The organism is Candidatus Rokuibacteriota bacterium (assembly GCA_016209385.1).
In the GTDB taxonomy this organism is placed as follows: Bacteria; Methylomirabilota; Methylomirabilia; order Rokubacteriales; family CSP1-6; genus JACQWB01.
Window position 1 is genome coordinate 1 of sequence record JACQWB010000215.1, and the last position, 26,036, is coordinate 26,036.

General features: G+C 69.4%; 30 protein-coding genes. 20 read left to right on the forward strand and 10 right to left on the reverse strand.

The genetic code is table 11. The annotated features are described in order from the left end of the window. Positions 1–24 precede the first annotated feature (24 nt). Positions 25–741 (reverse strand): hypothetical protein, encoded by a 717-nt coding sequence (locus HY726_15830; GenBank protein ID MBI4610467.1) that lies wholly within the window; start codon positions 739–741, stop codon positions 25–27. A 309-nt stretch (positions 742–1,050) separates the two neighbouring features. Between HY726_15830 and HY726_15835 the strand changes: the two genes are divergently transcribed. The 3 genes from HY726_15835 to HY726_15845 are packed head-to-tail and all read left to right on the forward strand — an operon-like array spanning position 1,051 to position 2,134. After that, the gene (locus tag HY726_15835; GenBank protein MBI4610468.1) at positions 1,051–1,440 is read left to right on the forward strand and encodes a hypothetical protein; all 390 of its coding nucleotides are present in this window, start codon (positions 1,051–1,053) and stop codon (positions 1,438–1,440) included. A 53-nt stretch (positions 1,441–1,493) separates the two neighbouring features. Continuing rightward, positions 1,494–1,730 (forward strand): Lrp/AsnC ligand binding domain-containing protein, encoded by a 237-nt coding sequence (locus HY726_15840; GenBank protein ID MBI4610469.1) that lies wholly within the window; start codon positions 1,494–1,496, stop codon positions 1,728–1,730. An 8-nt stretch (positions 1,731–1,738) separates the two neighbouring features. After that, positions 1,739–2,134: an MmcQ/YjbR family DNA-binding protein gene (locus tag HY726_15845; GenBank protein MBI4610470.1), complete on the forward strand. Its 396-nt coding sequence runs from the start codon at positions 1,739–1,741 to the stop codon at positions 2,132–2,134. 13 nt (positions 2,135–2,147) lie between these two features. On the opposite strand, the gene HY726_15850 is transcribed toward HY726_15845, so the two are convergent. Further along, positions 2,148–3,404 (reverse strand): MFS transporter, encoded by a 1,257-nt coding sequence (locus tag HY726_15850; GenBank protein ID MBI4610471.1) that lies wholly within the window; start codon positions 3,402–3,404, stop codon positions 2,148–2,150. A gap of 94 nt (positions 3,405–3,498) precedes the next feature. Here HY726_15850 and HY726_15855 point away from each other — a divergent pair, with 94 nt between their 5' ends. From HY726_15855 to HY726_15935, 17 genes are all read left to right on the forward strand, one after another. After that, complete coding sequence (locus HY726_15855; GenBank protein ID MBI4610472.1) at positions 3,499–5,571, forward strand: molybdopterin oxidoreductase family protein; 2,073 nt, start codon at positions 3,499–3,501, stop codon at positions 5,569–5,571. Between the two features lie 80 nt (positions 5,572–5,651). Further along, positions 5,652–5,999, forward strand: a complete 348-nt coding sequence (locus HY726_15860) for a hypothetical protein (GenBank protein MBI4610473.1) — start codon at positions 5,652–5,654, stop codon at positions 5,997–5,999. A gap of 19 nt (positions 6,000–6,018) precedes the next feature. Continuing rightward, a complete protein-coding gene (locus HY726_15865; GenBank protein MBI4610474.1) occupies positions 6,019–6,366 on the forward strand; it encodes a RidA family protein in 348 nt (115 codons plus the stop codon). Positions 6,367–6,608: 242 nt separating this feature from the next. Beyond that, positions 6,609–6,887, forward strand: a complete 279-nt coding sequence (locus HY726_15870) for a hypothetical protein (GenBank protein MBI4610475.1) — start codon at positions 6,609–6,611, stop codon at positions 6,885–6,887. Between the two features lie 214 nt (positions 6,888–7,101). Continuing rightward, positions 7,102–7,305, forward strand: a complete 204-nt coding sequence (locus HY726_15875; protein ID MBI4610476.1) for a redoxin domain-containing protein — start codon at positions 7,102–7,104, stop codon at positions 7,303–7,305. Positions 7,306–7,374: 69 nt separating this feature from the next. Continuing rightward, positions 7,375–7,629, forward strand: coding sequence for a peroxiredoxin family protein (locus HY726_15880; protein ID MBI4610477.1), 255 nt, complete (start codon positions 7,375–7,377; stop codon positions 7,627–7,629). Positions 7,630–7,679: 50 nt separating this feature from the next. Then, entirely contained in the window at positions 7,680–7,916 is a 237-nt protein-coding gene (locus HY726_15885) for a hypothetical protein (protein ID MBI4610478.1), read from the forward strand. Beyond that, entirely contained in the window at positions 7,917–8,219 is a 303-nt protein-coding gene (locus HY726_15890; GenBank protein MBI4610479.1) for a hypothetical protein, read from the forward strand. A gap of 77 nt (positions 8,220–8,296) precedes the next feature. Next, positions 8,297–8,533: a hypothetical protein gene (locus HY726_15895; protein ID MBI4610480.1), complete on the forward strand. Its 237-nt coding sequence runs from the start codon at positions 8,297–8,299 to the stop codon at positions 8,531–8,533. Between the two features lie 83 nt (positions 8,534–8,616). Then, entirely contained in the window at positions 8,617–9,573 is a 957-nt protein-coding gene (gene msrP / locus HY726_15900) for a protein-methionine-sulfoxide reductase catalytic subunit MsrP (protein MBI4610481.1), read from the forward strand. A 4-nt stretch (positions 9,574–9,577) separates the two neighbouring features. After that, entirely contained in the window at positions 9,578–10,255 is a 678-nt protein-coding gene (locus HY726_15905) for a sulfoxide reductase heme-binding subunit YedZ (GenBank protein ID MBI4610482.1), read from the forward strand. Continuing rightward, positions 10,252–10,455, forward strand: coding sequence for a hypothetical protein (locus HY726_15910; protein ID MBI4610483.1), 204 nt, complete (start codon positions 10,252–10,254; stop codon positions 10,453–10,455). Before HY726_15905 ends, HY726_15910 begins: the two co-directional genes overlap by 4 nt. A 15-nt stretch (positions 10,456–10,470) precedes the next feature. Further along, the gene (locus HY726_15915; GenBank protein MBI4610484.1) at positions 10,471–10,782 is read left to right on the forward strand and encodes a redoxin domain-containing protein; all 312 of its coding nucleotides are present in this window, start codon (positions 10,471–10,473) and stop codon (positions 10,780–10,782) included. Beyond that, positions 10,779–12,314: a hypothetical protein gene (locus HY726_15920; GenBank protein MBI4610485.1), complete on the forward strand. Its 1,536-nt coding sequence runs from the start codon at positions 10,779–10,781 to the stop codon at positions 12,312–12,314. The genes HY726_15915 and HY726_15920 overlap by 4 nt, the downstream gene beginning before the upstream one ends. An 8-nt stretch (positions 12,315–12,322) precedes the next feature. Then, complete coding sequence (locus tag HY726_15925) at positions 12,323–13,024, forward strand: response regulator transcription factor (GenBank protein MBI4610486.1); 702 nt, start codon at positions 12,323–12,325, stop codon at positions 13,022–13,024. Positions 13,025–14,230: 1,206 nt separating this feature from the next. Then, on the forward strand, positions 14,231–14,950 hold the full coding sequence (locus tag HY726_15930; GenBank protein MBI4610487.1) for a flagellar hook-length control protein FliK: 720 nt from the start codon (positions 14,231–14,233) through the stop codon (positions 14,948–14,950). After that, positions 14,947–15,264, forward strand: coding sequence for an EscU/YscU/HrcU family type III secretion system export apparatus switch protein (locus HY726_15935; GenBank protein ID MBI4610488.1), 318 nt, complete (start codon positions 14,947–14,949; stop codon positions 15,262–15,264). The genes HY726_15930 and HY726_15935 overlap by 4 nt, the downstream gene beginning before the upstream one ends. A 21-nt stretch (positions 15,265–15,285) precedes the next feature. On the opposite strand, the gene HY726_15940 is transcribed toward HY726_15935, so the two are convergent. The 8 genes from HY726_15940 to HY726_15975 form a co-directional block, all read right to left on the reverse strand. Beyond that, positions 15,286–18,027: an MMPL family transporter gene (locus tag HY726_15940; protein MBI4610489.1), complete on the reverse strand. Its 2,742-nt coding sequence runs from the start codon at positions 18,025–18,027 to the stop codon at positions 15,286–15,288. 3 nt (positions 18,028–18,030) lie between these two features. Then, positions 18,031–19,104 carry an inositol-3-phosphate synthase gene (locus HY726_15945; GenBank protein ID MBI4610490.1) on the reverse strand — a complete coding sequence of 358 codons (1,074 nt, stop codon included), beginning with the start codon at positions 19,102–19,104 and terminating at the stop codon, positions 18,031–18,033. Between the two features lie 87 nt (positions 19,105–19,191). Beyond that, complete coding sequence (locus HY726_15950) at positions 19,192–20,166, reverse strand: flippase-like domain-containing protein (protein MBI4610491.1); 975 nt, start codon at positions 20,164–20,166, stop codon at positions 19,192–19,194. Continuing rightward, the gene (locus HY726_15955; protein ID MBI4610492.1) at positions 20,163–21,338 is read right to left on the reverse strand and encodes a CDP-alcohol phosphatidyltransferase family protein; all 1,176 of its coding nucleotides are present in this window, start codon (positions 21,336–21,338) and stop codon (positions 20,163–20,165) included. The genes HY726_15950 and HY726_15955 overlap by 4 nt, the downstream gene beginning before the upstream one ends. After that, positions 21,335–22,072, reverse strand: coding sequence for a phosphocholine cytidylyltransferase family protein (locus tag HY726_15960; protein ID MBI4610493.1), 738 nt, complete (start codon positions 22,070–22,072; stop codon positions 21,335–21,337). Before HY726_15960 ends, HY726_15955 begins: the two co-directional genes overlap by 4 nt. Next, positions 22,069–23,154, reverse strand: a complete 1,086-nt coding sequence (locus HY726_15965) for an aminotransferase class V-fold PLP-dependent enzyme (protein ID MBI4610494.1) — start codon at positions 23,152–23,154, stop codon at positions 22,069–22,071. The genes HY726_15960 and HY726_15965 overlap by 4 nt, the downstream gene beginning before the upstream one ends. A gap of 1 nt (position 23,155) precedes the next feature. Continuing rightward, positions 23,156–24,304: a hypothetical protein gene (locus tag HY726_15970; protein ID MBI4610495.1), complete on the reverse strand. Its 1,149-nt coding sequence runs from the start codon at positions 24,302–24,304 to the stop codon at positions 23,156–23,158. A 63-nt stretch (positions 24,305–24,367) separates the two neighbouring features. After that, positions 24,368–26,035, reverse strand: a complete 1,668-nt coding sequence (locus tag HY726_15975) for an isocitrate lyase/phosphoenolpyruvate mutase family protein (GenBank protein MBI4610496.1) — start codon at positions 26,033–26,035, stop codon at positions 24,368–24,370. Between the last annotated feature and the right edge of the window lies 1 nt (position 26,036).

Genomic DNA, 26,036 nt, shown 5'->3' on the forward strand with positions numbered 1-26,036 from the left:
CAATCAGTTATTTCCTAACGATCCCTAACTGGCGAGATGGGCGCGGTCGGCGGCGTGGGCAGGATAGCGATTCAGGGCCTCGATTAGTCTCGGAATGGCTTCTCGCTCTGCCTTGAGGGAGACCCCGTAGGCCTCGAGGACGACCCGCTCGATGCTCAGTTTGTCGGCCTTGCTGAGCCGGTCGAGGCGCTCGAGGCGTCGGAGGTAGACGGTCAGGGCCCAGCGCCAGGCCGTGATGATCTGACGGGAGAGAGAAGGCGGTGGTGAGGCGGTGAGGAGTCGTTCCACGGCGTGGCGGATCAGCAGGAGCCGGGTCAGGTCGTCGGGTGCCAGGGCCCGAATTGCCCCGGCAAAGGCCTGAATGCCCGGGGCGCCGAGGCGCATGAGCGCCTCGGTCGTGCGCCGAAGCACGACGGGGGGCTCCCCACGCCAGCAGGCCCCTTCGATCACTCGCGCGAGAGCCTGGATCGCGCCCTTCGATCCCATCTGCCCCAAGAGCCACGCGGCCTCCACGCGGGCCTCCGTGCTGCCGGTCTCGAGGACGTCACACAATGCCCGAACGACGGGCGGGCCCGCGGCTTTGAGTGCCGGCAGAGTTTCTTGACGGGTCAGGCTCGCAAGCTGTCCGTCGATAAGGATGAGGAGTTCCTCTCGGACTCCCCGCTTGATTTCCACACGAGGGCGTTTCTCGGGAGTTTGTCCGAGAACGCCCCGCACCCACGGGAATGTTTTGTCCCACATTCCGACCCCTCCGCCGAGGCCAGCAGCATTTCGGAGCAGCAAGGGGGAGAGACAGCAGAGGGTCCTGCCTGGGCTCAGAAACGGGGTGTGAACCGGCTAACCCCGTGTGGTCTACCTGGAGTCGGGAAACCGGGGACGGTTGACTTCTACCACCCTACCCCTACAGCGACCTGCTCTGGGAGGGATTGTCCCGCCAACAGCCGTTCGGGTCAAGTCGTTGACGCGCTACCTGGCCGGGGACTGCCCAGATGCCCGTTCGGGTTGTAGACTTGGGGCGGGGGGAAGGGAGGGAGGAGTCATGAGGGATCGGTGGGAACGCTGGGCGAGCCTTCTCTTGCTGGTGTTCATACTCTGGCCGGTGCCGGGCGAGCTGGGACGACCGCCCTGCGGGTCGTCCAGGATCGCGCCTACCGGGTCGGAGTCTTCCTCGTCGTCGACGCGCTCGTCGAAAACATCTCTCCTCGCCGGGTGGATGGGGCTGAGGTCTCGGTGGAGTTCTATACCTTCTTCGACCAGCTCGTGAGCTTGGAGCATACGGTGCTCCGGCCCGCAAGGATCGAGCCCGGCCAGAAGGCGACGTTGCGGGTGGCCACGCCGAACAGCGACAGCGTTCGCAAGATCCGCTACCGCTTCACGTGGCGGGAGAATGCCGAGCAGTTCCAGAACCGGCCGGAGGAGGAGAAGCCGACCTGGCGCTGACAACGCGCGGGCCAGGTTACGTGTCCGAGATGCGTGAGATCAGGAGGTGAGCCATGGCGACGCAAGCGTACGTGTTTGTGTATGCGACGCCGGGAAAGGTGGAACCGGTGGCGAAGGCGATCGCCCGGCTCGGCGGCGTCAAGTCGGCGCACGCCTGCTGGGGGCGTCCGGACGTGATCGTCTTTGTCGAGGCGCCGACCCCCAGAGCCCTGGGTCAACTTGTCCTCAGGCGAATCCACAGGGTGCGGGGCGTGGAGGCGACCGACACGCGGATCGTCGTCGAAGTTTGAGCGCTCGCATGCGGCTGCGGGGAACAGGGAAGGGCCGGCGGCTCCGTCGGACGATCGCGTCGGGCGGGAGCGGCATCGCCCAGCGCCTGAACGAGGCCGTGGGTACCTGGCCAGGCGTCAGGATCACGCCCATGTTCGGGCGCTGGGGCTACTTCGTAGGGAGCCAACTCTTCGGCTGCTTCCCGCTCCGAGCCAAGGAGACCGACCTCTGGATCCGGCTCTCCCCCGAGGACCAGGCCCGCGCGCTCCGGACTCCGGGCATCACGCCGCATCGCCGCTTTGCCCGCCGCGGCTGGGTGGAGTATCGGCTGGAGTCGAGCGCGGGGCTCGGCCGGGCGCTCGGTTGGCTCCGCCGCAGCTACGAGCGGGTCAGAGCCGAGCCTGAGCCGGGGGAGGGGATGTAAGCTGCGCGGACTCTCAGCCGCTCGCCGGAACGGCCTCCGGCGCCTGCCGCGCGGCGTCGTACTGCCGCGCATTGAGCAGTGGCACCAGGAGCCAGCAGAGCGCCGTGAAGGCCGCGCTGATCAGGATCAGGTTCGTGAAGCCCAACTGGTCGTAGAGCCACCCGCCGCTGATCTGGCCGACCTGGACGGCGCCGTTGAAGACCGACATCAGGAGCGCGAAGAAGGTCCCTTCCGCCTGCTTGGGACAGGCCTTGGCGGCCAGGTCCAGGATGGTGAGCTGGATGATCATGCCGACGGCGCCGAAGATCAGGGCGATCGCGACCGCCGAGACGGGGCCCACGTAGCCCAGGTAGGCGAGCGTGGCGGTCACGCCGCCGCCGATGGCGAAGTGGATCAGCCGGTTGAACGGGATGGACCGGCAGAGGGCGAAGTAGAGGGCCGCGCCCACCGCGCCGGAGGCGTACAGGAGGGAGTCGAGGGTGCCGAGGAAGAGCTTGGAGAAGCGGAGCACGTCGGTCGAGTAGTAGGTCAGCGCGGGACCGAAGGAGGGGCTGAAGTTGTAGAAGAAGATGAAGCCGGCCACGATCCAGAGCGGGCGCGAGCCAAGCGTCCCGCGGATGGCCAGCCACGTTTCCCGGAACCGTTGCCCGCCGGCTTCCACGCGCGGCTCGCGGATGGCCCAGACGGCCATGCAGAAGGAGATCGCGGGAAAGACCATGGCGATCATGAAGGTCACCTGGAGCGGCTTGTGCTGGGCGAGCCAGCCGCCCCCGATCCCCACCAGCATCGAAGCCACCGAGATGGCGGCCCATTGCACCGCCTGGAACGTGCCGGTGAGCCCGAGCCGCTGGCCGTTCTCTACCATCATCGCGTCGGTCAGCACGTCCGTGAAGGCGAGGCCGAACCCCATCAGCGTGAAGAAGACGGCCACGCCCCAGTACGTGTGTGACGGCATCATGCCGAGGGTGAACCCCATCGCGGCGGCGAGCCCGGACGTCAGGAGGAAGTAGCTCTTCCGCCGACGGCCGAAGAGCGGTAGGAAGTCGGAGACCAGACCGTAGACCGGCTTGACGAGCCAGGGAATGACCGTGATGGAAAAAAACGCGGCGGTCTGGGCCGCGCTCAGCCCGAGCGTGTCCTTCAGGAGGAACGTGATCGACAGGTTCGGGAGGTACCACATCCCCTGGGCGAAGTAGACCACCGCGAAGATCAGCGCCAGCCGCCGCGCCTCCGGGCGCTCGCGGAACGGCTTCAAGGCTGCCGGGCTCATGGGCCCTATCATACCCCGGACGGCGCCAGGCGCCGTGCAACTTCGACGCGGCCCGATGACGCGCGCACCGCGGCTGTGCTAGTCTGGCATCACCATGCTGGAGCGCCGGTCGTCAGTCTGCCCCCACGACTGCCCGTCCGCGTGCAGCCTGCTCGTCACCCTCGAGGACGGACGCATCACCGAGGTCGCGGGGAACCCTGACCACCCCTTCACCCAGGGCGTGATCTGCGGCAAGGTCCACGACTACGCCGAGCGCGTCTACTCGTCCCTCCGCGTCCTAAGCCCGATGCGCCGCGTCGGTACGAAGGGCGAGGGCCGGTTCGAGCGAATCTCCTGGGACGACGCGGTCGAAGAGATCACCCGGCGCTTCCGCGAGATCATCACGCGCTGGGGCGCCGAGGCGATCCTCCCGTTCTCCTACGGCGGCACGCTCGGGCTGGTCCAGTACTACGCCGGGCACGCGTTCTTTCACGCGCTCGGGGCGAGCCGGCTCGACCGGACCATCTGCATTGCCACTGCCTACGCCGGGTGGCGGGCGACGCTCGGGATGGTGGGCGGGAACGACTCGGAGCAGATGGTCCACTCGGACCTGATCGTGCTCTGGGGGATCAACGCCGCCTACACCCACGTCAACCTCATGACCTTCGTCAAGCGCGCGCGGCAGCGCCGGGCGTTCCTGGTGGTGATCGATCCCTACCGGACGCGAACCGCGAAGGAGGCCGACCTCCATCTGATGCCGCGGCCGGGCACCGACACCGCCCTCGCGCTCGGGGTGATGCACGTGCTGATCGCCGAGGGCCTGATCGATCGCGACTACATCGCGCGAGCGACGCTCGGCTTCGACCGGCTGGCCCAGCACGTGAGGCAGTACGACCCGGACACGGTGGCTCGCATCACGGGCCTCACGTCCGCGGAGATCGTGGACTTCGCCCGCCGCTACGGGGGGACCCGCGCGAGCTTCATCCGCGTCGGGATCGGGCTCTCCCGGCACGACACCGGCGGGATGACCTGCCGGACCCTCGCGTGCCTTCCCGCCCTCACCGGCGCCTATGCCCACCCCGCGGGCGGCGCGCTCCTCTCCTCCTCGGGCTCCTTCCCGCTCAACCAGGCGGCACTCGAGCGCCCCGACCTCATGCCCGGGTCCGCGCCCCGCGTGATCAACATGATCCACCTCGGCCGCGTCCTCACCGACCCGGATCTCATGCCGCCGGTGAAGGCGCTCTACGTCTACAACTCTAACCCGGCGGCGGTGTGTCCGAACCAGGAGCTGGTCCTCGAGGGCTTCCGTCGGGAGGATCTCTTCACGGTCGTCCACGAGCAGATGCTGACCGACACGACGGACTACGCCGACCTCGTGCTCCCAGCCACCACGTCCATGGAGCACACCGACCTCTACAAGTCCTACGGGCATCTCTACCTCCAGCTGGCCGAGCCGGTCATCGCGCCTGAGGGCGAGGCCAGGTCCAACTGGGAGGTGTTCGGGCTCCTCGCGCGCGCCCTCGGGCTCAAGGACCCGCACTTCGAGAAGACTGAAGCCGAGCTGATCGGCGAGGTTCTCGACGCGGACCACCCCGCGCTTCGGGGGATCACGTACGAGCGGTTGAGGGAGGAGCGCTCGGTCAGACTCGGCGTCAGGCGTCCGTATCTGCCCTTCGCCGACGGGGCGCCGACGCCGTCGGGGAAGGTGGAGTTCTACTCCGCTCGGCTCGCCGCCCAGGGCTTGCCGCCGCTCCCCACGTATAGCCCGCTCGTCGAGGGGCCCGAGAACGCGGCGCTCGCCGGGCGCTTTCCGCTCCAGCTCCTCGTGCCGCCGAACAAGTTCTTCCTGAACTCGAGCTTCAGCCAGTCGGAGCTGCTCAGGCGGCGCCAGAAGGGGCCGACGGTGTTCCTCCATCCCGAGGATGCTGCGGCGCGGGGGATCGCCGACGGGGAGCTGGTCAGGGTCTTCAACGACCGGGGTCAGGCGCGATTCGTGACGGTCGTCACCCAGGACACGCGGCCGGGCGTGGCGGTGGTGGAGGGGATCTGGTGGCACAAGTTCTCGCCGGGCGGCCGCGGCGTGAACGTGCTGACCTCGGACCGGGTCACCGACCTGGGCGGCGGCCCGGCCCTGCACTCGAACCTCGTCGAAGTCGCCAGGCTCACATCATCCGGGAATCAGCGTTAGTCCCTGCTCAACGGGCTTCCCGGAGGAACCAGGCTTCGCGCCAGTTGTGGCCGTTCTCCCGAGAGGAAGGAGCCGGAGAGATGAAGATCGTTCGACTGTACACGGGATCGGACGGAGAGTCGCACTTCGGGGAGGTGGAGGTGCCGTTCGAGCGCGCCGGTGACGCGGAGGCGACCGCGCTTCAGAACGCCACCGGGATCGTCTTTCGCCGCGCTCCCGCCGGCCACGTCCAGGACTGGCACCCGGCCCCACGGCGCCAGTACGTGATCACGCTGTCCGGCCAGGTGGAGATCGAGATCGGCGACGGGACCGTGCGGCGCTTCGGTCCGGGTGATGTGATGCTGGCAGAAGATCTGACCGGCCGTGGCCACACGACGCGCGTCGTGGGGACCCAGCCGCGCGTCTACGTCGCGGTTCCGCTCAAGTGATCAGAGGAGGGAGCGGGGCATGACCATCAAACGTCACGGCGTCGGACGGCGCCTGAGCCAGGCCGTCGTCCACGGGAACACGGTGTACCTCGCCGGCCAGGTGGCGGGCGATCCGTCCGCCGACACGCGCGGCCAGACCGAGCAGATCCTCAAGAAGATCGACGCGCTCCTCGAAGCCGTCGGCAGCGACAAGTCGAAGCTCCTCTCCGCCACGGTGTGGCTGGCCAACATGGGGACCTACGACGAGATGAACGCGGCCTGGGACGCCTGGGTGGATCCCGCCAACACGCCGGCGCGGGCCACCGTGGAAGCGAGGCTGGCCTCGCCCAAATATCTGGTCGAGATCGCCGTCGTCGCCGCCGTCTGAGCCCGGGGCTCGCCGGTTCGCGAGGCTCTCACCCCGTTTCGGTACCTGCCGTCGCTCGCATCTTGCCCTGGTGCCTCGCCGGGCATGTTTTACCAACATTTGACAGTCCTGTGACAATTGCCTGGCGCGCGGCGGTTACGGTGGGGGGCAGAAACCTGAGGGGTGAGGAGGTGGGCGCAAGCGGAGAAATCCGGCGTTCTGGCGGCTCGGGTAGTCGAAAACGAAACCCAAGGAGGGGACCCATGAAGCGAACTGTGTCGAGCATCCTGATGGTGGGTGTTCTGGGCTTGGCCGTGCTCTTCGCCGGGACGCCCGTTCCCGTGGGCTCGCCGGCTTACGCGGAGGTCACGGAGAAGCAGCTGATGGACCAGCTCAGCAAGATCAAGAAGATCGTATCCGACATTGAAACGAAGATGAAGTCGAAGAAGATGATGATGGACGCCATGGGCATGGACAAGACCATGAAGATGCTCGCGGACGTCACAAAGATGCTGGAGGAGGTTTCACGGCAGGCCCCGTAGGGCGCATACGAGTCCGCGCGGCGCCACGCCGGGTTGCCGTTTCCCGACCGGTGGGCTGTCTGCGTCGCGCGGCCGGGGAGGGCGCCCTTCCCTTGTTCACCCGGTGTGCGGGGACTATGCTGGGTGGACACAAGGGCATGATGAAGGGCGGTGGCATGATGAGGCGAGGGGACGGGATGATGGAGGCGGACAAAGACACGATGGAGAAGAAACAGTGAGACGGCGCCTCCCGGCGCTCGTTCTCGCCGCGCTCCTGTTGGGCGGGCTCGCCCTCCCGGTGTCGGCCGTCGAGGTGGGCGAGAAGGCTCCCGATTTCGCTCTGCCGGGTACCCCGGACAAGCCGGTACGCCTGAGCCAGTACGCCGGAAAGCGGGTCGTGGTGCTCCACTTCTACCTCGGCGACTTCCTCAGGGCCTGAGAGGCCGATCTGGCGTCCCGTCGGGACGGCTACGCGAAGTTCAGGGAGGCCGGCGCCGAGATCCTCGGCGTGAGCGTGGATGCTCCCGCCAAGCACCGGCAGTTCCAGGTCCACCTCGGGCTCCCGTTCCCGCTCCTGAGCGACGAGAAGCGACAGGTCATCCGGCGCTACGGCGTTCTCGACGAGACCTGGAACCTCGCCAAGCGGTCGTACTTCATCATCGACCGTCAGGGTGTCGTCCGCTTCAAGCGGATCTTCGACGACCCCGTGCGCGTCCTGACCAACGAGGAGTTGCTGGCGGAGGTGCGGCGCCTCGCGCCGTGAACGGTGGCGCGGCGCAGGCTTCACCGTACTCCGCCGCGGAGGTGACGGCGATGGAATACCTCAAGGAGACCGAACGGCCCGGGCCGGCGGTCCGGACATTCTACAAGATCGGCGAGCGGATGTTCGGCAAGGTGCCGACCCCCGAGCGACTCATGGCGCATCGCGTCCCGCTGATGCTGGGGCTCGGCGGCCTCTACGGCGCCATCGAGTGGTTCGGGACGATCGACGCGCAGCTTCGGGCCCTCCTCAACGTCCAGGTGGCGACGCTCTACGGGAGCCCGTACTGAATGGACATCCGGCACGCCGTCGGCGTGAAGGCCGGGATCCCCGCCGAGAAGCTGGCCGCCCTGGGCTCGTACCGGGAGAGCGGAGCGTTCACGGAGCGCGAGAAGGCGGCGCTGGAGTTCGCGGAGCTGATCAGTCGTGACGATGCGGACGTGTCCGATGCGTGCGTGAGCCGGCTCTCGGAGCATTTCTCCGATGGCGAGATCGTCGAGCTGGCGTTCATCGTCGGGTACCAGACCTTCGCCAGCAAGTTCGCCAAGGCCTTCAGGCTCGCGCCCCAGGGCTTTTCTCCGTCACCCGCATGACGGCGAGGGGCAGGCTCGAGTACACTAATCGGGTGGACCCAGGGTTTTTCGGCAGTCGCCTGGGCTCTGCGGACACGATGGCCCGGCGGCTTCGCGAAACGGTCGAGGCGCTCGCCACCCACGTCGAACGCGTCGGTGTCGAGGAGCCCGCCCGGCTGGCCGTGCTCAGGTCGGCCTTGCACTCCATGCTGGGCGATTCCGCGTGTCGGGTGGACGTTCGAGCCGAGGCGCTTCGGCGCAGGCAGCTTCATCGCCTGCGCCAGCGACGAGGTGAGACCCGAGTAGATCTTCGAGCCGAGGCGAGGCCCGGGTAGTTCTTCGAGCCGAGGGGCGTCGGCCATGCCGGGAGGCAGGCCCGCCACGAGGCGAGGCCCGAATAGATCTTCAGGAGGGACGTATGCTGATCCGGCGTGCCCCGGACATCAGATCGTCGGAGATCACGGACGCCGCGGTCTACCTGAACCGGCGGTCGTTCATGATCGGCGTGGCGGCGCTGGCGCTTGCGCCGCCGGGCGCGGCCGCGGCGGCGCCCCCGCCGCCGGCGCAGCCGCTCGAGGCCAAGCGCAGCGCTGAGCTCTCGGTGGATGATCCGCCGACCAAGTTCGAGAGCGTGACCACGTACAACAACTTCTACGAGTTCGGGCCCAACAAGGACGACCCGGCCCGGCTGGCGCACATGCTCAGGCCGCGTCCCTGGACCGTCCAGGTGGACGGGCTCGTCGCGCGTCCGCGGCGGTACGACGTGGACGAGCTGATGCGGCTTGCCCCGCTGGAGGAGCGCGTGTACCGGCTGCGCTGCGTCGAGGGGTGGTCCATGGTGATCCCGTGGATCGGGTACCCGCTGGCGGTGCTCATCAAGCGGGTCGACCCGACGAGCCAGGCGCGCTTCGTCGAGTTCACGTCGCTCCTGGACCCGGAGCAGTTCCCGGGACAGCGGAAGGGTCTCTTCAGCTTCTCCTCGCTCGACTGGCCGTACGTGGAGGGGCTGCGGCTCGACGAGGCCCTTCACCCTCTGACGCTGCTGACGTTCGGCCTGTACGGGCGGGTGCTGCCGAACCAGAATGGGGCCCCGGTGCGCGTGGTCGTACCGTGGAAGTACGGGTTCAAGAGCGCGAAGTCGATCGTCCGGATCCGGTTCGTCAGCGAGCAGCCCCGGGCGACCTGGGAGAAAGCCGCGTCCCACGAGTACGGCTTCTACTCCAACGTGAACCCGTCCGAGGATCACCCCCGCTGGAGCCAGGCGACCGAGCGGCGGATCGGCGAGTTTCGCCGGCGGAAGACCCTGATGTTCAACGGCTACGCGGACCGGGTGGCGTCGCTGTACGCCGGAATGGACCTCCGGAAGTACTACTAGCCGCATGTCCCGGCGCGCTCGGATCGTCCTGAAGGCGGCGGTGTGGGCGGCGTGCCTGTTCCCGCTCGCGCGCCTCCTCTATGAGTTCCACGCCGACGGCCTCGGCGCCAACCCGATCGATCACGTGACGCGCACGCTCGGCGACTGGACGCTCCGGATCCTCCTCACGGCCCTGGCGCTGACCCCGCTCCGCCTCCTGTTCGGGATCTCCTGGCAGCTCAGCCTCCGGCGCCTCCTCGGGCTCTTCGCGTTCTTCTACGCGTGCCTGCACTTCGCTGTCTGGATCGTCCTGGACCATTTCTTCGACTGGCCTCAGATGTTCGCCGATGTCATGAAGCGCCCGTACATCACGGTCGGCGTGCTCGCGCTGACCCTGCTCGTGCCGCTCGCCGCGACCTCGACGACGCGCATGGTGAAGCGCCTCGGCGGGCAGACCTGGCGGCGGCTTCACCGGCTGGTCTACGTCGTCGGCGTGCTGGCAGTGCTCCACTACCTGTGGCTCGCCAAGAAAGGCGTGGACGACCCGTACTGGTACGCCTGCGTGCTGGTGGTCCTGCTCGGGGCCCGTGTGGTGGACTGGGGCCGGCGCCTCGCGGGGCGGCGCGGCCGGGCGGCGGACGCCGCGGCCGAGATGCGCCCCATCGGGCGCCTGCGCGGCGCCCCCGGGAGGACGCCGCCGTGACGCCGGGGCGGCTGGCCGCGGCGACGCTCGCGCTCCTGATCGGGCTGGCGTTGCCTCCGGGTGCGGGCGCCCAGCGCGGCGCCCGGGTCGGGCTCCCCGCGCCCGAGATCACCGGGGCGTCCTGGATCAACAGCGAGCCGCTGTCGCGCGAGAAGCTCCGCGGCCGCGTCATCTTCGTGGAGTTCTGGACGTACGGCTGAATCAATTGCCAGAACGTGATCCCGCAGTTGCGGGTCTGGCACGAGAAGTACGCGGAGGCGGGACTGACGATCGTGGGGGTGCACACCCCTGAATTCTTCTGGGAGAAGCCCTACGAGAAGGTCGTGGCGACGACGAAACGGTTCGGGATTCTCTACCCGGTCGTGCAGGACAACGACTACGCCATCTGGAAGCGGTTCGGCGTCTGGGCGTGGCCGACGGCGGTCCTGGTGGACCGGAAGGGGATCGTCCGCTACCAACACATCGGTGAGGGTGCCTACGCCGAGACCGAGTCCGTGATCCGGCGCCTCCTGGCAGAGGGGGGATGACGATCCGCCCGGGCTCGCCGCTGGCCCGGTTCTCCGCCTTCGCCCTCCTGGCGATCGTCCTTCCCGCCGCCATCCTGGCCGTCCTCGGCTACCTCTCGCTCCGCCAGTGGGAAACCTCCGCCGAGCTGCTGTTCAGGGAGCAGGCCCGGGACATGGCGGCCATGGCGGCGGAGAAGGTGGAGATGGTCCTCGTCCGCGCCGAGGACGAGCTCCTGGGGCGGATCCAGTCGAGCCTGGAACGCCCTGACTTTGCCCCTGCCTCCCTCGCGCAGCTCCTGGCTTCCGCGCCGTTGATCCGGCAGCTCCATCTCCTCGACCGCGAGGCCCACCTCCTCTTCCCGCTGCCCGGCACCGGGGCAGACCCGGGCATCGTCTCGGGGCTCCTGGCCGAGATCCCGTACGGATTCTGGGAGCGGGGCGGCAGGCGTCGCCTGCTCGTGGGCGATCACGTGGTCCTGGCCGCGGTCCTGAGGGTCCCGGGCAAGTCCCCGGTGCTCGCCGCGCTCTCCTGGGACCCCGAGGCGCTCCGGCGGGAGATCCTGGCCCGGACCCTCGGCACGCTCGAGGGGCCGAGCATCCTCGCCGTCGTAGACCGCGAGGGTCGGCCGGTCTACAGTCGCCAGCCGCTCGATCGGGCCGAGCGGGTCGTGACTGTGAGCTTCGGCGAGGCGCTCCCGTTCTGGCGGGTCGCGCTCTACCGGCCCCACGGGATGTCCCCGCGCGACGCGGTCCGCCGCCAGGTCGTGATCTTCACCGTCGCCTTCGGCCTCCTGCTGCTCGTGATCGTGGTCGGGCTCGTCGCAACCTATCGCGTGGTGCGCCGCGAGACCGACATGGCACGGCTCAGAGCCGACTTCGTCGCGAACGTGTCGCACGACCTCAAGACGCCGCTCTCGCTCATCCGGATGTTCGGCGAGACGCTCGAGCTGGGGCGGGTGGGTGACGAGGCCAAGCGCCAGGAGTATTACCGCGTGATCACGCGGGAGAGCGAGCGCCTCTCCCGGCTGATCGACAACGTCCTGGACTTCTCGCGGATCGAGGGAGGCCGTCGGGCATACGTCATGACGCCCACGGCGGTGGAGCCGCTCATCGGCGAGACCCTGAAGGCGTTCAGCTACCCGCTCACCCAGCAGGGGTTCAAGGTGGAGGTGAGCGTGGCACCCGGTCTCCCCGAAGTCCCCATGGACGCCGACGCGGTCGGCCAGGCGCTCGCGAACCTCGTGGACAACGCGATCAAGTATTCGGCGAGCCGGAAGGCGCTCCGGGTGGAAGCCGTCGCGCGGGTCGGCCACCTTGCGCTGTCGGTGGCTGACGAGGGAGTCGGGATTCCCGCGGAGGAGCAGGGGAGGATCTTCGAGAAGTTCTACCGTGTAGGGCGGAGCGAGACGCAGGGACGGCGCGGCAGCGGCGTCGGGCTGGCGCTCGTGCGCCACATCGCGGAGGCCCACGGCGGGCGGGTGACGGTGGAGAGCCGGCTCGGGGAAGGGAGCTGCTTCACGCTCTGGATTCCCCTGGAGCCCCAGACGCGCTGAGGCATCCGGTGCCCCGGATCCTGATCGTGGACGACGAGCCCGAGATGGTGCGGGGGCTCGAGGACAACCTCCGCTTCGAGGGGTACGGGACGCTCGCGGCGACCAACGGCCGGGACGGGCTCGCGCTGGCGCTGAGCGAGGTGCCGGACCTGATCGTGCTCGACGTCATGATGCCGGAGATGAGCGGCTGGGACGTGCTCCGGGCCCTCCGTCAGAAGCGGATCGACGTCCCGGTGATCATGCTGACGGCGCGCGGCGAGGAGCTGGACCGGGTCCTCGGGCTCGAGCTGGGCGCCGACGACTACGTGACGAAGCCGTTCGCGCTCCGCGAGCTGCTGGCGCGGGTACGGGCCGTGCTCCGCCGGCCGGGCCCCCGGCAGAAGTTCGAGGAGGTGGCCTTCGGCGACGTCCGCCTCCACCTCCGGGCGCGGCAGGTCTTCAAGGCGGGCACGGAGGTCCGGCTGACCCGCAAGGAGTTCGACCTGCTCCGCTACCTGGTCGAGCACCGCGGCGAGGTCCTGACCCGCGAGCGCCTCCTGGACGAGGTCTGGGGCTACGAGCACTTTCCCACGACGCGCACCGTGGACACCCACATCCTCCGGCTCCGGCAGAAGTTCGAGCAGGACCCCGAGCGCCCGCGCTACATCCTGACCGTCCACGGCCAGGGGTACAAGTTCGCGGGGATGGACACGCCCTCCGCCACCCGCTGATCCTCCACTCCGAAGCCGCCGTTCGCCTGCCGATTACGATAGGGAAAGGGTCCGAGCGCCATGGAGCCGTCCGAGGTCCGCCTTGCTGTCGGCCGCGACCCGCTCGCGGCTGCGTTTGAGCTTTCGCTGAAGGGCAGCCCGCGTGCGGGCCGGGTGCTGGCCGATCTGGTTCTGGGTGAGGAGATCGCGGGCCGGGTGGTCGAGGCCGGGGACGATGGCACCCTTCTCCTCGAGCTTCGAGGTGAGACGGTTCGGGCGAGGAGCGCGGTCGACCTCCCGGCGGGTAGCAGCGTCAACCTCCGGTTCGTCGCTCGTGCCCCTGAGCCGACCCTTCGGGTCGTCCCGGAGCAGCCGGCGGGGGACCGGCTCATGGCTCTGGCCTCAGCGGCGCTCTCGTCACCGGGCGACCTCGTGCCGCTCATCGCGCGTCTCGACGCGATCGCCGAGACTCTCGATCCCATCCCCTCGGCTGGTTCCGAGTTGGACGAAGCCGCGACGCCCGAGACGCCCGGGAAGGATGACGAGGCCCGATCAGGAGCCGAGCCCCGGCCGGGCGTCACGCGCGCCACAGGGTCCAAGCCCTCAACTGCGTATCCCGACGCGGCACGCCTGGCTCCGCCTCCGGCGCCGCCCAGGAACTCGCTCCACCCACCGGCGCTTCTCCCTCCCGTTGGACCGCCCGACCCTCGGCAGGCTCGGGCCGCCGCGGGCGCGGGCGGGCCGTCTGTCGAACCTCAGGGACCCGCGACCGTCGCGGAGCCCGCCCAACCCGAGAGGTCCGCCCCGCATCGAGGGCCGACCTCGTCCGGAGCGTTACAGTCCTCGCGGCACATTCCTCTCCTACCGGGTCGTCCGCTTCCGACCGCCGTGGCAATTTCGCCCGCCGCCGTTCCGAAGGATAAGCCTGTCGCCTCCGCCGGTGGGGCTGTCTCGGCACCCGAAGGCGAGCTGAGCGGCCTCCGCGTGCCCGGGCCAGAGCCCGAGGCCCGGCTTCCGGAGGTCTCGGTCCGGCCCGAGGCCCCGCCGCCCGGGCCGGGTGAGCCTCCGGGCACGGTCTCTCTCGGCTCGGTCCCGCGTGATGCAGGCCCGGAAGCTGGAGACGTCTCGACCAGCGGAGCGGACGCTGGAAGCGTCCGGGCTCCATCATCGCACCGCGGGCCCGGCGCTCAGCAGAAGCCCGGGGTCGCGACCGGGGCGGGTGAGGCTGTGAGGCTTCAGCCCGAAGCCGGCCGGATCCTGAGAGGACTCCAGCGAGCGCTGGCCGAGGCCAGCGTCGATCTCGGCCGGCTCACATCGGAAGCGCTCCGGAGCGCGATCCGCTCCTTGGCACAGCCGGTAGAACGCAGCCTGCTCGAGCTCGGCGATGGCCGAGCGGCTCCAGGTGGCTCAGGAGTCGAGGCGGATCTCAGAACGGCGCTCGCCAGGATCCTCGGGGACCCGGGGGCGGACGTGCTCCCGGACAACCTCAAGGAGCTTGCGGGTCAGGCGTTGGCTCGGGTCGAGGCGCGACAGGCGTTGAACGTGCTGGCCATGGCTCACGGCCAGCTCCTCCTCGAGGTCGCGGTGCGTGGCCCCAGGGGATGGGAGCCGGCGGCGATTCTGGTGGAGGACGAAGAGAGCGCGGGACGTGGCGAGGCGCACGAGAGGGTGACGCACCTCACGCTCCAGCTTCAGCCGGATGCTCTGGGAGCCCTGCGCGTGGTGGTCCGCCTGAAGGGCGACGAGGTCTCGTGTTACCTGGCCTGCTCCGATCCACACGTTGCCGAATTCGCCGGCGCGCGCCTGGCCGAGCTCCGTTCCGGTCTTACGAGCCGGGGGCTCCGGGTCGGTGCGGTCCAGGCGCTGGCGCTTCCCGGCGCGGAGGCGGTCGGCCCGCTCCGGCCGTCGCGGCTCCTCGCCTGGCCGTTGCTCGACGCGCTCCTATGACGTCCCCGGCGCCGCGACCTGCCCGCGTCACGCGGCGGACGGCGGCCGCGCTCCGCTATCGTCCTCCCCGCGACGCAGCCCCTCGCCTCGTGGCCAAGGGCCAGGGTGTCGTGGCCGACCGGATCGTCGAGACAGCCCGACGGTATGGCGTCCCGATCCGGGAGGATCCGTTTCTCGTCGAGGCACTGGCCGCGCTCGACCTGGAGACGCAGATCCCGCCGGAGCTCTATCGCGTGGTGGCCGAGCTGCTGCTCTTCGTGTACCGGCTGAACGAGGAGTGGAGGCGGCGTTCGGACGTCACACGGCCCGGCTGAGCCGGTCGGCCGGCGCGACGCTCAGGCGGCGGGCACCGAGACCTGCCGGCCCTCCAGGGTCGCGGTCGGGGTGACGAGGCGGATCAGCACCGGGAGCACGAGCAGCGAGGAGGCCAGGCTCGCGCAGGCGCCGATCGTGAGCAGGAGGCCGAGGCTCCAGATCCCCTGGTGCTGGGCGACCAGGAGGCTCCCGAAGCCGGCGATGGTGGTGAGCCCGTTGAAGACCACGGCCATCACCGTGCTCCGCGCCAGCAGCGGGCCGCCGTGGGCGCGGCCCTCCATGAAGCGCACCACGACGTTCAGGCCGTACTCCGCCGCCGCCCCGATGATCAGCGGGAGCCCCCAGACGTTGGCCAGGTTGAACTTGAGGTCGAAGACGTACATGAGGCCCACAGTCCAGAGTGTGCCGAGGAGCAGCGGGACCAGCGCCAGGCACGTTTCCCTGAGGCGCCGGATCATGAGGGCGGCGAGGACCGCGACCAGGACGAAGGCGTAAGCGGTTCCTTGGCGGTAGGCCTTCTCCATGAGCCGGATCGCCTCGTAGGTGATGATCGGGGGCCCGGTCACGTCGGGGTCGACGGAGCGGAGCTCCTCGACGAAGCGCGTGGCGCCCTGCCGATCCCAGATGTCCACCTTCGGGTGGATCTGGAGCAGGAAACGACCGCTCGCGCCGATGAACTTTCGACGCAGCTCCGCCGGCACGTCCCTGAGCGTGACCGGTCGCGGCCTCAGGTTCCGCTGGAGGGTGTGGAACTTCTCGATGAAGTCCCAGTAGAGCTGGGCCTGGAAGTGGTTCAGCGCCGGCTCGACCATGTCCCGATCGGCGGCGTTCAGCTTCTCGACGAGCGTGCCGACCTGTGCGCGGACCGCGGCTACCTCGCGATCGGGTCCTCCGGGGCCCGCCTCGGCGACGGCGACGTCGAAGCGCCGCTTGAGGGTTTCGAGGGCCGCGACCAGGTGGTCCAAGTCCAGTGAGCGGGGGCGGCCGACGCGGACCGGCGCGACCAGCGGGGCGAAGTCCTGGATGATCTTCGCTTTCTCGAGCTGCCGGTCCGGGATCAGCATGAGCACGCTGTCCACCTCCGAGACCGACGGCAGCCGCTCGAAGGCCTCGTGCTTCCGCCTGAGCTCGTCGAGCGAGGTGGCGCTGGCGAGGGCCGTGAAGCCCGAGCGGCCGGCGGTGGCGAGGATCTTCCGCTCCCACACCACGGACTCGGTCCCCTCGGCCTGAAGGTTCAGGAGGTTGTAGTCGAAGCCCACCGTGCGCACGGCCCAGAGCGAGAAGGCGGTGAGGAGGCCTGCCGCCGTGAGGACCGTTTTGGGATGTCGGGCGAGCCACTCGAGGAGCGGCACGCGGATCCGCTCGAGCTCGATCGCGCGCGGGATCCGGCCGCGCGGCCGCGTCGCGTGCCGGCGGTCGACGAGCACCAGGAGCGCGGGGAAGAAGGTCAGCATGGCGAGGAACGCCATGAGCAGCGCGGTGCCCGAGATGAAGCCGAACTCCCGGATGCCGCGGAAGTCGGTGAGCATGAGGACGTAGAACGTCCCGGCCGCGGTGACCGCGCCGAGGAGGATCCCGGGCCCGCTCCGCGCGGCGGTCAGCTCCAGCGCTTCCCTGAGATTCCGGCCGAGGAAGATCTCCTCCTCGTAGCGGAAGAGGAAGTAGATGCCGTAGTCGATCCCGATCCCCACTACGATCGAGATGAACATCACCGAGAAGATGGTCAGATGCCCGACCGTCAGCGTGACGATCCCCATGGACCAGGCCAGGCTGACTGCCAGCACCGCGAGCATCAGGAGCGGCTTGCCCACGCGGCGGAACGCCACGAGCAGGAGCCCCAGGGTCAGGGCGAACGCCAGGAGCGTCGCCACCTCGCTGTCCCGGAACGCGGCGGTCATCTCGTCGTTGGAGATGGTCGGAGGGCCCGTGACGCCGACGTGGACCTCAGAAAACTCGGCGCGGAGATCCGCGATGCGCTGGCGGATGATCTCGATCGCGGTGCGGTCGCCGGTGAAGCTGCCCTTCTGGCTCGCCGGCTCGACCAGGATGAACAGCAGGCTCTTGTCGTCGGAGAGGAAGTACCCAGAGTCCGCCTCCTCGGCCCGGCCGAAGGAGAAGAGCGTACCCCACGGCGAGCGGTACGGGTGGCGGTGCTCGGTCCGCTCCTCGATCTGCGTCAGGAGCTGGCGGAGGAACCGGAGGTCGGTGGACGCGCGGCCGTCGCCGACCCCGATGTCGAAGAAGTGGGCGAGGAAGGCGGCGGCGATCTGCTGGTTGATCCCCTCGATGAGCTGTCCCAGCGTCGGCGTGGCGGCGAAGGCCTCCATGAACTCCTGGTAGTCGAAGATCTTGTCGCGGATCTCGGTCAGCTCTTCGGTCGAGAGGTAGAGGAGCGCGCGCCCCTCGAAGCGCTTGGGGTCGATCCGGTAGGCCACGCGCTGGAAGCGGATCGGGCTCGTGCGGAGCTCCCGGACGAGGCGGGCGGCGTACGCCTTCGACTCGTCCACGGTGCTGCCCTGGACGACCACGACGATGTCATCGAGCTCGCCGAAGTCGTCGGCGTACTGCCGGTAGAGGGTCGCGTAGCGCTGTCCCGGCGGGAGGAGGTGGAGGGTGGAGGTCTTGAAGGTGATCGCTGAGAGGGCGTAGGCGATTCCGCCACCGGCGAGCGCCAGCGAGAGCACCACCGTCAGGGCGGGGCGCTCGCAGGCCACTCGGACCACGCGGCGGAGCAACCGGCCCGTCCGGGAGATCGCGATCACCCCTTACTCCTCGCCCGCGATGAAGCGCTCGAGCTGGGCGCGCGCGACCTCGTCGGGCCACTGCTCCGGCGGTGACTTCATCAGGTACGCGGACGGCGCGAGCAGCGCGCCCTTCAGCCCCCGGTCCAGGGCCAGCTTGCAGCAGCGGATCGCGTCGATGACGACGCCGGCGGAGTTGGGAGAGTCCCAGACCTCCAGCTTGAGCTCCAGGTTGACGGGCAGGTCGCCGAAGCCCCGGCCCTCCAGGCGGATGTACGCCCACTTCCGGTCGGCGAGCCAGGGGACGTAGTCGCTCGGGCCGATGTGGACCACCTCGGGCGGGAGAGGGTGGGCGAGCTGGGAGGTTACGGCGTCGGTCTTCGAGGTCTTCTTGGACGTCAGGCGCTGGCGCTCGAGCATGTTCAGGAAGTCCGTGTTCCCCCCCACGTTGAGCTGGCTCGTGCGCTCGAGAGCGACGCCCCGGGACATGAAGAGGCGCGTCAGGATGCGGTGGACGATGGTGGCGCCGAGCTGGGACTTGGCGTCGTCACCCACCACCGGCAGCCCCCGCTCCTCGAACCGGCGCCTCCAGTACGCCTCCCGCGCGATGAAGACCGGGATGCAGTTCACGAAGCCACAGCCGGCGTCCAGCACCTGCTCGACGTACCACTTCGTGGCCATCTCGCTGCCCACCGGCAAAAAGTTGACCACGACGTGGGTGTCCGTGTCCTTCAGGATCCCCACGATATCGGCGGTGGAGCCTGGCGCCTTCTGGATCACCTGCGAGAGGTACTGGCCCAGCCCGTCGTGCGTCATCCCGCGGTGGACCGGCACATTCAGCGGCGGGACGTCGAAGAACTTGGTCGTGTTGTTCGGCGGGGTGTAGATGGCTTCTGCCAGGTCGCGGCCGACCTTCCGGGCGTCGATATCGAAGGCGGCGGAGAATTCGATCTCCCCTACGTGATACGGGCCGAGGCGGGGATGCATAAGCCCGGGGATGAAGCCTTCGTCGGGCGCGTTCCGGTAGTAGTGGACTCCCTGGACCAGGGCGGAGGCGCAGTTGCCGACACCCACGATGGCTACACGAACGGTCTCCACGCTGCTGCCTCCTTTCTCGGGGATCAGGCGGGAAAAGCGAACCGCAAGCACTGGGATTCTAGCATACCGAGCCAGGAAGCCCCGGCCTCACGCCGCGAGCTCCGACGTGAGGGAGCTCCGCAGGAACGCCAGGACGATGAGCCCTGCCGTGACCCAGGTCAGTTCCCGGAGGCGGCGGACCAGGGCAAAGGAGAGGCCAAGACCGGCACCGAGACCGAGGGCCGCGAACACGGCCACGTTGCCTCCCTCCAGCGCGCCCAGCCCGGCCGGGATCAGGAACGCGGCGAACTTGACGGCTGCGACGAAGGCTTCGATGACGAAGGCCGTGGTCAGCGAGATCGGGATCCCGAGGAAGTAGAGGATCAGGTACGCCTCCAGGCTGCCGAGGATCCAGCCCAGGAAATGGCACAGGAGCGAGACGCAGAGCCGTCCGCGGCGTTCCCGGTAGAATGCGGCCAGGGCGCGGTCGAGGCCGTGCAGCTTGTCCGCGTGGCGCTCGCCCCAGGCCAGCCCGAGCCCTGTCAGGAGCTTGAGCCCGCCACCGAAGATGCCGCGGCGCTGCACGATGACGAAGCCTCCCAGGGCGAGCGTCTCGATCACGAGCAGCCCTGTCATCCCGTGGAGGAACGCCGAGGGGAGGGAGAAGAGCACCCACGCCAGCCCTAGGCCCAGGACGAGGAAGCAGCCCTGGGCGAGCGTGATCGTCGTCTTGTCGACGATTACCGAGGCCAGGCCCTCTTCGAATGGCACCCGGGGGCGAAGGAGGTAGGCCTTCACCGGCTCGCCTCCCACGGACGCGGTCGGCGTGGCGACGTTGAACGCTTCGCCCGCCAGGCGCACCGGGTAGAGCGTGAGGAAGGAGGCCCGGTCGCGGTGGAACGCGAACCGCCAGCCGAGCGTGTCGAGGACCGTGACGACGCCGAACGGGAAGACCAGCACCACGAGCAGCCGCCACGAGAGCGTACGGATAGAGGTCAGGAGCATGTCGGGCCCGACCTCGACGATGAGGTAACCGACGAAGGCCGCACCGAGCGCGAGGAGCGCCAGCCGGACCGTCTTCATCGGGCGAGCCGCTTCCACCGGGCCAGGCAGGTGAGCCAGTACGCCTGCGAACCCAGGGCGAGCACGCCGACGAGGTAGGTCAGGGCCCACGGAGCCTTCCAGAGCAAGAGGATGAAGGAGATCAGGACGAGGTAAAAGGGGTCGCGGTTCCCCAACCGGACGAGTGCGCGCCCCAGACGCTCGGGCGGACGCATTCGGGGGAGGATCAGGTTGGCGAAGAGGGCGCTCATGAAGATCCCGCAGGCCGCCAGGGCCCCGCCCGCGAGCATGAGCGTCCCTCCGATCCGGCTTGCGGTCACGGCGATCCCGAGGACTAGGAGCGCGTGCGTGACCGTGTCCGCGGAAAGGTCGAGCCAGCGGCCGAGGGCCGACTCCTGGAAAGTCAGCCGGGCGATCTCGCCGTCCGCGTGGTCGACCACGACGCCCGTCAGGTAGCAGAGCAGACCGAGGAGCGCGGACGCGGGCGTGGCGGACCAGAACTGCCAGGCGGCCGCCAGCCCGAGTGCAAGGCTCACCAGGCTGACGAGGTTGGGGGTGACCGGAAACCTCACGAGGAGTCGGGTGAGCCAGCGCGAGCAGCGGCGATTGATCAGGCGATCCATGAGGCTATCCGCCTCTGTGCCGAGGCTCCGGTAGAGCGCGGCCTCGGCCTCGCGCCGGCTCCCGCTATCCGTCACGGGAACGAAGTAGCCGCCTCCGGCGATCAGCGACACCCTGTCGCTCCGGAGCCGGAGCTCCAGCTCCTCGGCGATCGGAGCCCCCGCCACCAGCCGGTCCCGGAACAGCTGGGCGTCCGTGCCTGACATCACCATCACCGGAGCGGGGCTCCCTTTGGACTCCTCGAGCGCTGCCGTGATTCCGCGCTGGGCGGCGTCGCGGAGCTTCCTGAGGCTTCCCGCGTCCATGACGGTGTGGGCCGGGAGCAGGAGCACGGCGCCGGACCCGAGCGCTCGATCCTCCAGCGCGAACACGGCTGCGGACAGGCGGGGGTGGCGCCGGATCTGGGAGACGAGGGATTCGTCGGCGAGGCCGCGCGGGAGCCCGATCTCGCCGACGCCGACGTGAACGGCCGTCAGGAGCAGCCGCAGGAGCACGCTCCGGCCGGCCACGGCGCAGGAAACCCACTGCCGGCTAGCGGCGTCCGGGAGATAGATCACGGCGGCAAGGCTCATCGGGCCGTTGCCTCGATCCTCGGGAGGACCTCGCGCTCGGCGCGCCGCAGATCCTCCGGGAAGTCGACCTCGGTCCATGCGAGCCCGGTCACGTCCGCCCAGCCGACCTCGACCCGCCGCAGGAGCTGGTCCAGGGCGTCCTCGTACTCGATCCCGTCACCCGCCGCGCGCCGGACCTCCTCAACGCAGGCTTGGAGCGTTTCGCGGTGGGACCCCGCGCACTTGAAGAACCCGACTCCTTCGCCCACGACGTCGTGGGGCGGCGGGGTGATCTTCTTTCCCATCGCGACGACCCGCGGGCCGCGCGCGTACAGCTTCACCTCCTCGCCCGTCTCGGTGAAGGCCCGGTCCAGGAGGAGGGCGCTCGGCGCGGGCGCGTGGATCAGGCGTCGCAGGAGCTCCACGGGAAAGAGCACGTCGGCGTCCAAGATCAGGAGGTCGCCCCGAAGCGCCTCGAGCGCCGACCAGAGGGAGAGGATCGAGCCCTTGGTGTAGTCCGGGTTCTCGACGCAGCGCACGCCGAGGGTTCCGGCCCGCGAAGCGACCCGCTCCCGGATCTGCTCCTTGCAGTGACCGACGACCACCAGCGCTTCCCTGAACCCCACCGCCTCGAGCGCGTCGAGCATGCGCTCGAGGAGCGACCGCCCGCCCACGGGCAGGAGGCACTTGGGCCGGCCGTCGGTCAGGGGCGCGAGCCGCTGTCCCACCCCGGCGGCGAGAATAACGGCCTTCATCGTGCGGACAGGACGGCTTCCAGCGCGGTCAGGAACTCGCGGTACTCCTCCTGGGAGACGTCTCCCATGTTGGCCACGCGGAAGATCTTGGGTGCGAGCGCCCCCTGGCCGGCGTAGATCACGAAGCCGCGGGCCTTGAGCTGGTCATGGAGCCGCGCGTAGGAGAGTCCGGCGGGGAGCTCCAGCGCGGTGATCGTGTTGCTGCGCACCGCCTCCCCCAGGAGAAAGGTGAGCTCCAGCCGGCGAAACCCGTCACGGAGGAGCGCTGCAGCCCGGCCGTAGCGGGTGATCCGGGCGGGAACGGTCTCTTCGAGCAGTTCGGCGAGCGCTTCGTCCAGCGCATAGCCCGCGTGAACCGCCGGTGTGAAGAGCGGTTCGCCTTTCTCCTGGGCCTGCCAGTTGCTCGGGAGCGAGAGATACACGGCCCGGGGCGGGATCGCGGCGATCCGCGCCATCTCCTCGTGACGCACGAGGACGAAGGCGAGACCCGGGACGCCCTGGATGCACTTGTTCGCGGTCCCGGCGCACAGGTCCACGCCGGTGGCCCGGAGGTCCAGCGCCTCGCCGCCGAGGCCCGAGATCGAGTCCACGAGGACCGTCTTGTCGAACTTCATGCTGAGCCGCGCCACCTCCGGGAGCGGGTTGATGAATCCCGTGGTCGTCTCGTGGTGGACCATCGCGACGACCTGAATCCCGGGGTCCGACCGGAGCGCGGCCTCCACGCGCGCCAGGTCAGGTGGCCGCGTCCACGCTCCGGCGATCTCGACGACCCGGATGCCGTGGAGCGCGGCCATCCGCGCGATCCGCTCTCCGTACACGCCGTTGACGACCGCGAGCAGGGCGCGGTCCGGCTCGACCGAGGAGGTGACTGCCGCCTCCAGCGCCGCCGTGCCCGACCCGGTGACGAGCACAGCGGTGAATCCGCTCGGGGCGAAGGCGGCGCAGAGCCGGGAGCGGATCGAGGCCATCAGCCGGGCAAACTCGTCTTCGCGGTGGCAGATGTCCGGGCGGAGCAGCGCGTGCCGGACGCGCTCGGAGATGTTCACCGGCCCGGGGTTGAGCAGGATCATCCGGCGCGGCATCTCAGCTCGCTCCGAGGGACGCGCGGAAGCGGTCGCGGATGGCCTCAGGCGGGTACGGGATGCGCGGCGCGGGTTCCTCGTGCGCCGTCACTTTGAGCAGGATGAAGTGAGGCCCGGGCTCGGCCAAGGCTGCGCGCATCGCCAGCCCGATCTCGGTGGCGGTCGTCGCCGCTCTGCTCGTCCGGTATCCCGCCGCCGCAGCGAGCCGGTCGAGCCGGACCTCGCGCGACAGAGAGGCCTGGTTGCCGGTCGAGCCGTAGACCTCGTTGTCGAACACGACGTGGACGAAGTTCGGCGGCGCGAGCGCGCCCACCATCGGCAGGATCCCCAGGCTCATGAGCAAGTTGCCGTCCCCGTCGAAAATCACGGGCTTCACGCGGGGACGCGCCACGGCCAGGCCGAGGCCGATCGCGGCGGCCAGCCCCATCGAGCCGATCATGTAGAAGTTCTGCTGCCGGTCCGCCACCGCGTGCGACTCGCGGCAGATGTAGCCGTTGGCGTGGATGACCGGCTCCCCCGAGAGGCACCCGAGCGCCACGCGGAGGGCCTCGTAGCGGGAGAGGACGGGCACCAGCTCGGCCGGAGGCTCTGCGTGTGGCCGGCTGGCGCGCGGCGCTACCTTGACCTCCGCGCGACCGCCGGGAGCTTCGGTCGCCGCCCCGGCCTCGAGCACCCCGGGCGGAACGAGGACGGCTACCGGCTCCATGCGCTCGCCGGCCTCCCGAGTTGCCCAGACCAGGTCCGCCGCGATGGAGGTCGCCGACAGCGTGCGGTGACGGATCCCGAGGAGGTCCAGCAGCTGCGGCGTGATGGCGCCGGTGAGGAGGTGCTCGGGTGCGTCGACGCCCCGGTAGCCGCGCCAGCTCACGACGAGCAAGCTCGGCAGCTTGTACAGGAGCGCGAGGGACGCGAGAGCGTTGAGGCCGGTGCCGAGCCCCGAGTTCTGGAGCAGCACCACCGGCCGCTTGCCGCCGAGCCAGGCCCCGGCGGCGAGGCCGACGGCGACGTCCTCCCGGACGGCGGCGAGGTAAGGGAGGCGGGGGTGGTGCTCGAGGGCGTCCAGGACGCCCTCGATGAGGGAGCAGGGCACGCCGGCGAAGAAGTCGTGCCCGAGGCCCTCGAGCTGGGTCGCGAACTCTTTTCCGGTCACGGGCCCCCCAAAAGAGTAACACCCACCGTTGGGGTGGGTGTCCGGGTCGTCAGCGGGCGCCCCCTAGCTCTTGACCTCGGCCCAGGCCCGCTGGAAGTCCTCGAAGGTGTCTACCTCAAGCCACCCCTTGTAGACATCCACACACGAGACGGGCTCGCCATCGTCCACCAGCCGCTGGAGCAGATCCGTCAACGAGGCCCGTTCGAGCGAGTCGGCTTCGTGGAACGTCCCCCGGTGTGCGGCGCGGAGGCGCGCCCAGAGGTCCCGGAGCCGGTGGCATCCTCGTTCGGAGAAGAGGGCCATCCCGATGAACTCCCCAGTGGCCTCCTCGGGCGGCAGCCACTGGCCGATCCGCACCACGGTGTCCTCGTCTTCCGAGGAGAGAAAGCGGTGCCGAGGCGCCGGCGGGTTTCGGGTGATCACCAGGTCCATGGGCTTGGACAGCGGCAGCAGCCGGTCGCGGTGATCCGGCCAGGAGCGGTCCACCGCGATCGCGACGTCGGCCCTGGACCTGAGCAGCTTCTCGAGTACCGCCTGGTCGAAGATGATGTCCGAGTAGAGGAAGAGGAGGCGTCCCTGCAGCTCCGGTTCGGCCGCGAACAGCGAGTAGAGCTCGCCGGTCTCCTCGTAGCGGTCGTTGTCGTAATACCTGATCCCCGGGATCGTGACCTTCTCCTTGCGGTACCCCCGCACCAGGACCACGTCGTGGATCCCGCAGGCGCGAAGCGTCTCGAGCTGCCGGTCGAGGATGCTCCGGCCCTTGATCTCGAGCAGGCACTTGGGCCGGTCCTCGGTCAGGGGGAGGAGCGACTTGCCCGACCCGGCGGCGATGATGATGACCCGCACCTGGTCCGCGCCCGAGGGCAGGAACTCGGCCTCGTAGGCTTTGAACTCGGAGACCCCGACCAGCTGGTAGATCTCTTCCAGCGTCACGGTGTGCGGGGCCACGGCTTCCAGGTGACGGGTCCGCGCCAGGACGGCAAGCGTCTCCTGCATGCCCTTCACGCTGCCCCTGAGGACCTGGTTGGCGAAGATCACGAGCTTCACGCCCGCGGCCTCGAGCTCGTCGAAGCCGACCGAGGGGTAGAGGGTGGGGACCACCACGATCGGGATGCCCCGGTCCCACCGCCGCAAGAACTCCAGCACCTCCGCGGCCGTGGGGGCCTTGGAGTGGACGAGGATCATGTCGGCGCCGGCCTCGGCGTAGGCGTGGGCGCGCTTGAGGGCCTCTGCCATCCCCCACCCGGCGATCAGCGCTTCGGTCCGGGCGATGACGACGAAGTCGCGGTCGCGCTGCGCGCGCTTGGCCGCGCGGATCTTGCCCGCGTGTTCCTCCAGGGTGGCCAGCTCGCGACGCACCCCTGGGTACAGGCTGCAGCGCTTGGGGAAGACGTTGTCCTCGATCGAGATCCCCCCGATGCCCGCCTTCTCGTACTCCTCCACCGTCCGCATCACGTTGATCGCGTTGCCGTAACCGTTGTCGCAGTCGGCGATCACCGGGATGGCGACGGCGTCGTTGATATATCGCGCGACTTCGAGGTTCTCGGTCATCGTGAGCAGGTTGACGTCGGGCATCGCCCGCTGGGCGGCGGCGACGGTGAAGCTCGAGGACCAGACCACCGGGAACCCGGCGGCCTCGATGAGCTTGGCGCTGAGGGCGTCGTGGGCCCCCACCGCGGCCACGGTACCCGGCTGCCTCAAGAGCGCTCGGAGCCTGGCGGCTTTCGTCATG

Coding starts and splice junctions, on each gene's coding strand:
- HY726_15845 (MBI4610470.1), top strand. CDS start 1,739: ATGCGGCTGCGGGGAACAGGGAAGGGCCGGCGGCTCCGTCGGACGATC.
- HY726_15955 (MBI4610492.1), bottom strand. CDS start 21,338: ATGAGCCTTGCCGCCGTGATCTATCTCCCGGACGCCGCTAGCCGGCAG.
- HY726_15935 (MBI4610488.1), top strand. CDS start 14,947: ATGACGTCCCCGGCGCCGCGACCTGCCCGCGTCACGCGGCGGACGGCG.
- HY726_15950 (MBI4610491.1), bottom strand. CDS start 20,166: ATGAAGACGGTCCGGCTGGCGCTCCTCGCGCTCGGTGCGGCCTTCGTC.
- HY726_15960 (MBI4610493.1), bottom strand. CDS start 22,072: ATGAAGGCCGTTATTCTCGCCGCCGGGGTGGGACAGCGGCTCGCGCCC.
- HY726_15865 (MBI4610474.1), top strand. CDS start 6,019: ATGACCATCAAACGTCACGGCGTCGGACGGCGCCTGAGCCAGGCCGTC.
- msrP (MBI4610481.1), top strand. CDS start 8,617: ATGCTGATCCGGCGTGCCCCGGACATCAGATCGTCGGAGATCACGGAC.
- HY726_15975 (MBI4610496.1), bottom strand. CDS start 26,035: ATGACGAAAGCCGCCAGGCTCCGAGCGCTCTTGAGGCAGCCGGGTACC.
- HY726_15920 (MBI4610485.1), top strand. CDS start 10,779: ATGACGATCCGCCCGGGCTCGCCGCTGGCCCGGTTCTCCGCCTTCGCC.
- HY726_15850 (MBI4610471.1), bottom strand. CDS start 3,404: ATGAGCCCGGCAGCCTTGAAGCCGTTCCGCGAGCGCCCGGAGGCGCGG.
- HY726_15895 (MBI4610480.1), top strand. CDS start 8,297: ATGGCCCGGCGGCTTCGCGAAACGGTCGAGGCGCTCGCCACCCACGTC.
- HY726_15855 (MBI4610472.1), top strand. CDS start 3,499: ATGCTGGAGCGCCGGTCGTCAGTCTGCCCCCACGACTGCCCGTCCGCG.
- HY726_15860 (MBI4610473.1), top strand. CDS start 5,652: ATGAAGATCGTTCGACTGTACACGGGATCGGACGGAGAGTCGCACTTC.
- HY726_15830 (MBI4610467.1), bottom strand. CDS start 741: ATGTGGGACAAAACATTCCCGTGGGTGCGGGGCGTTCTCGGACAAACT.
- HY726_15965 (MBI4610494.1), bottom strand. CDS start 23,154: ATGCCGCGCCGGATGATCCTGCTCAACCCCGGGCCGGTGAACATCTCC.
- HY726_15890 (MBI4610479.1), top strand. CDS start 7,917: ATGGACATCCGGCACGCCGTCGGCGTGAAGGCCGGGATCCCCGCCGAG.
- HY726_15885 (MBI4610478.1), top strand. CDS start 7,680: ATGGAATACCTCAAGGAGACCGAACGGCCCGGGCCGGCGGTCCGGACA.
- HY726_15905 (MBI4610482.1), top strand. CDS start 9,578: ATGTCCCGGCGCGCTCGGATCGTCCTGAAGGCGGCGGTGTGGGCGGCG.
- HY726_15840 (MBI4610469.1), top strand. CDS start 1,494: ATGGCGACGCAAGCGTACGTGTTTGTGTATGCGACGCCGGGAAAGGTG.
- HY726_15870 (MBI4610475.1), top strand. CDS start 6,609: ATGAAGCGAACTGTGTCGAGCATCCTGATGGTGGGTGTTCTGGGCTTG.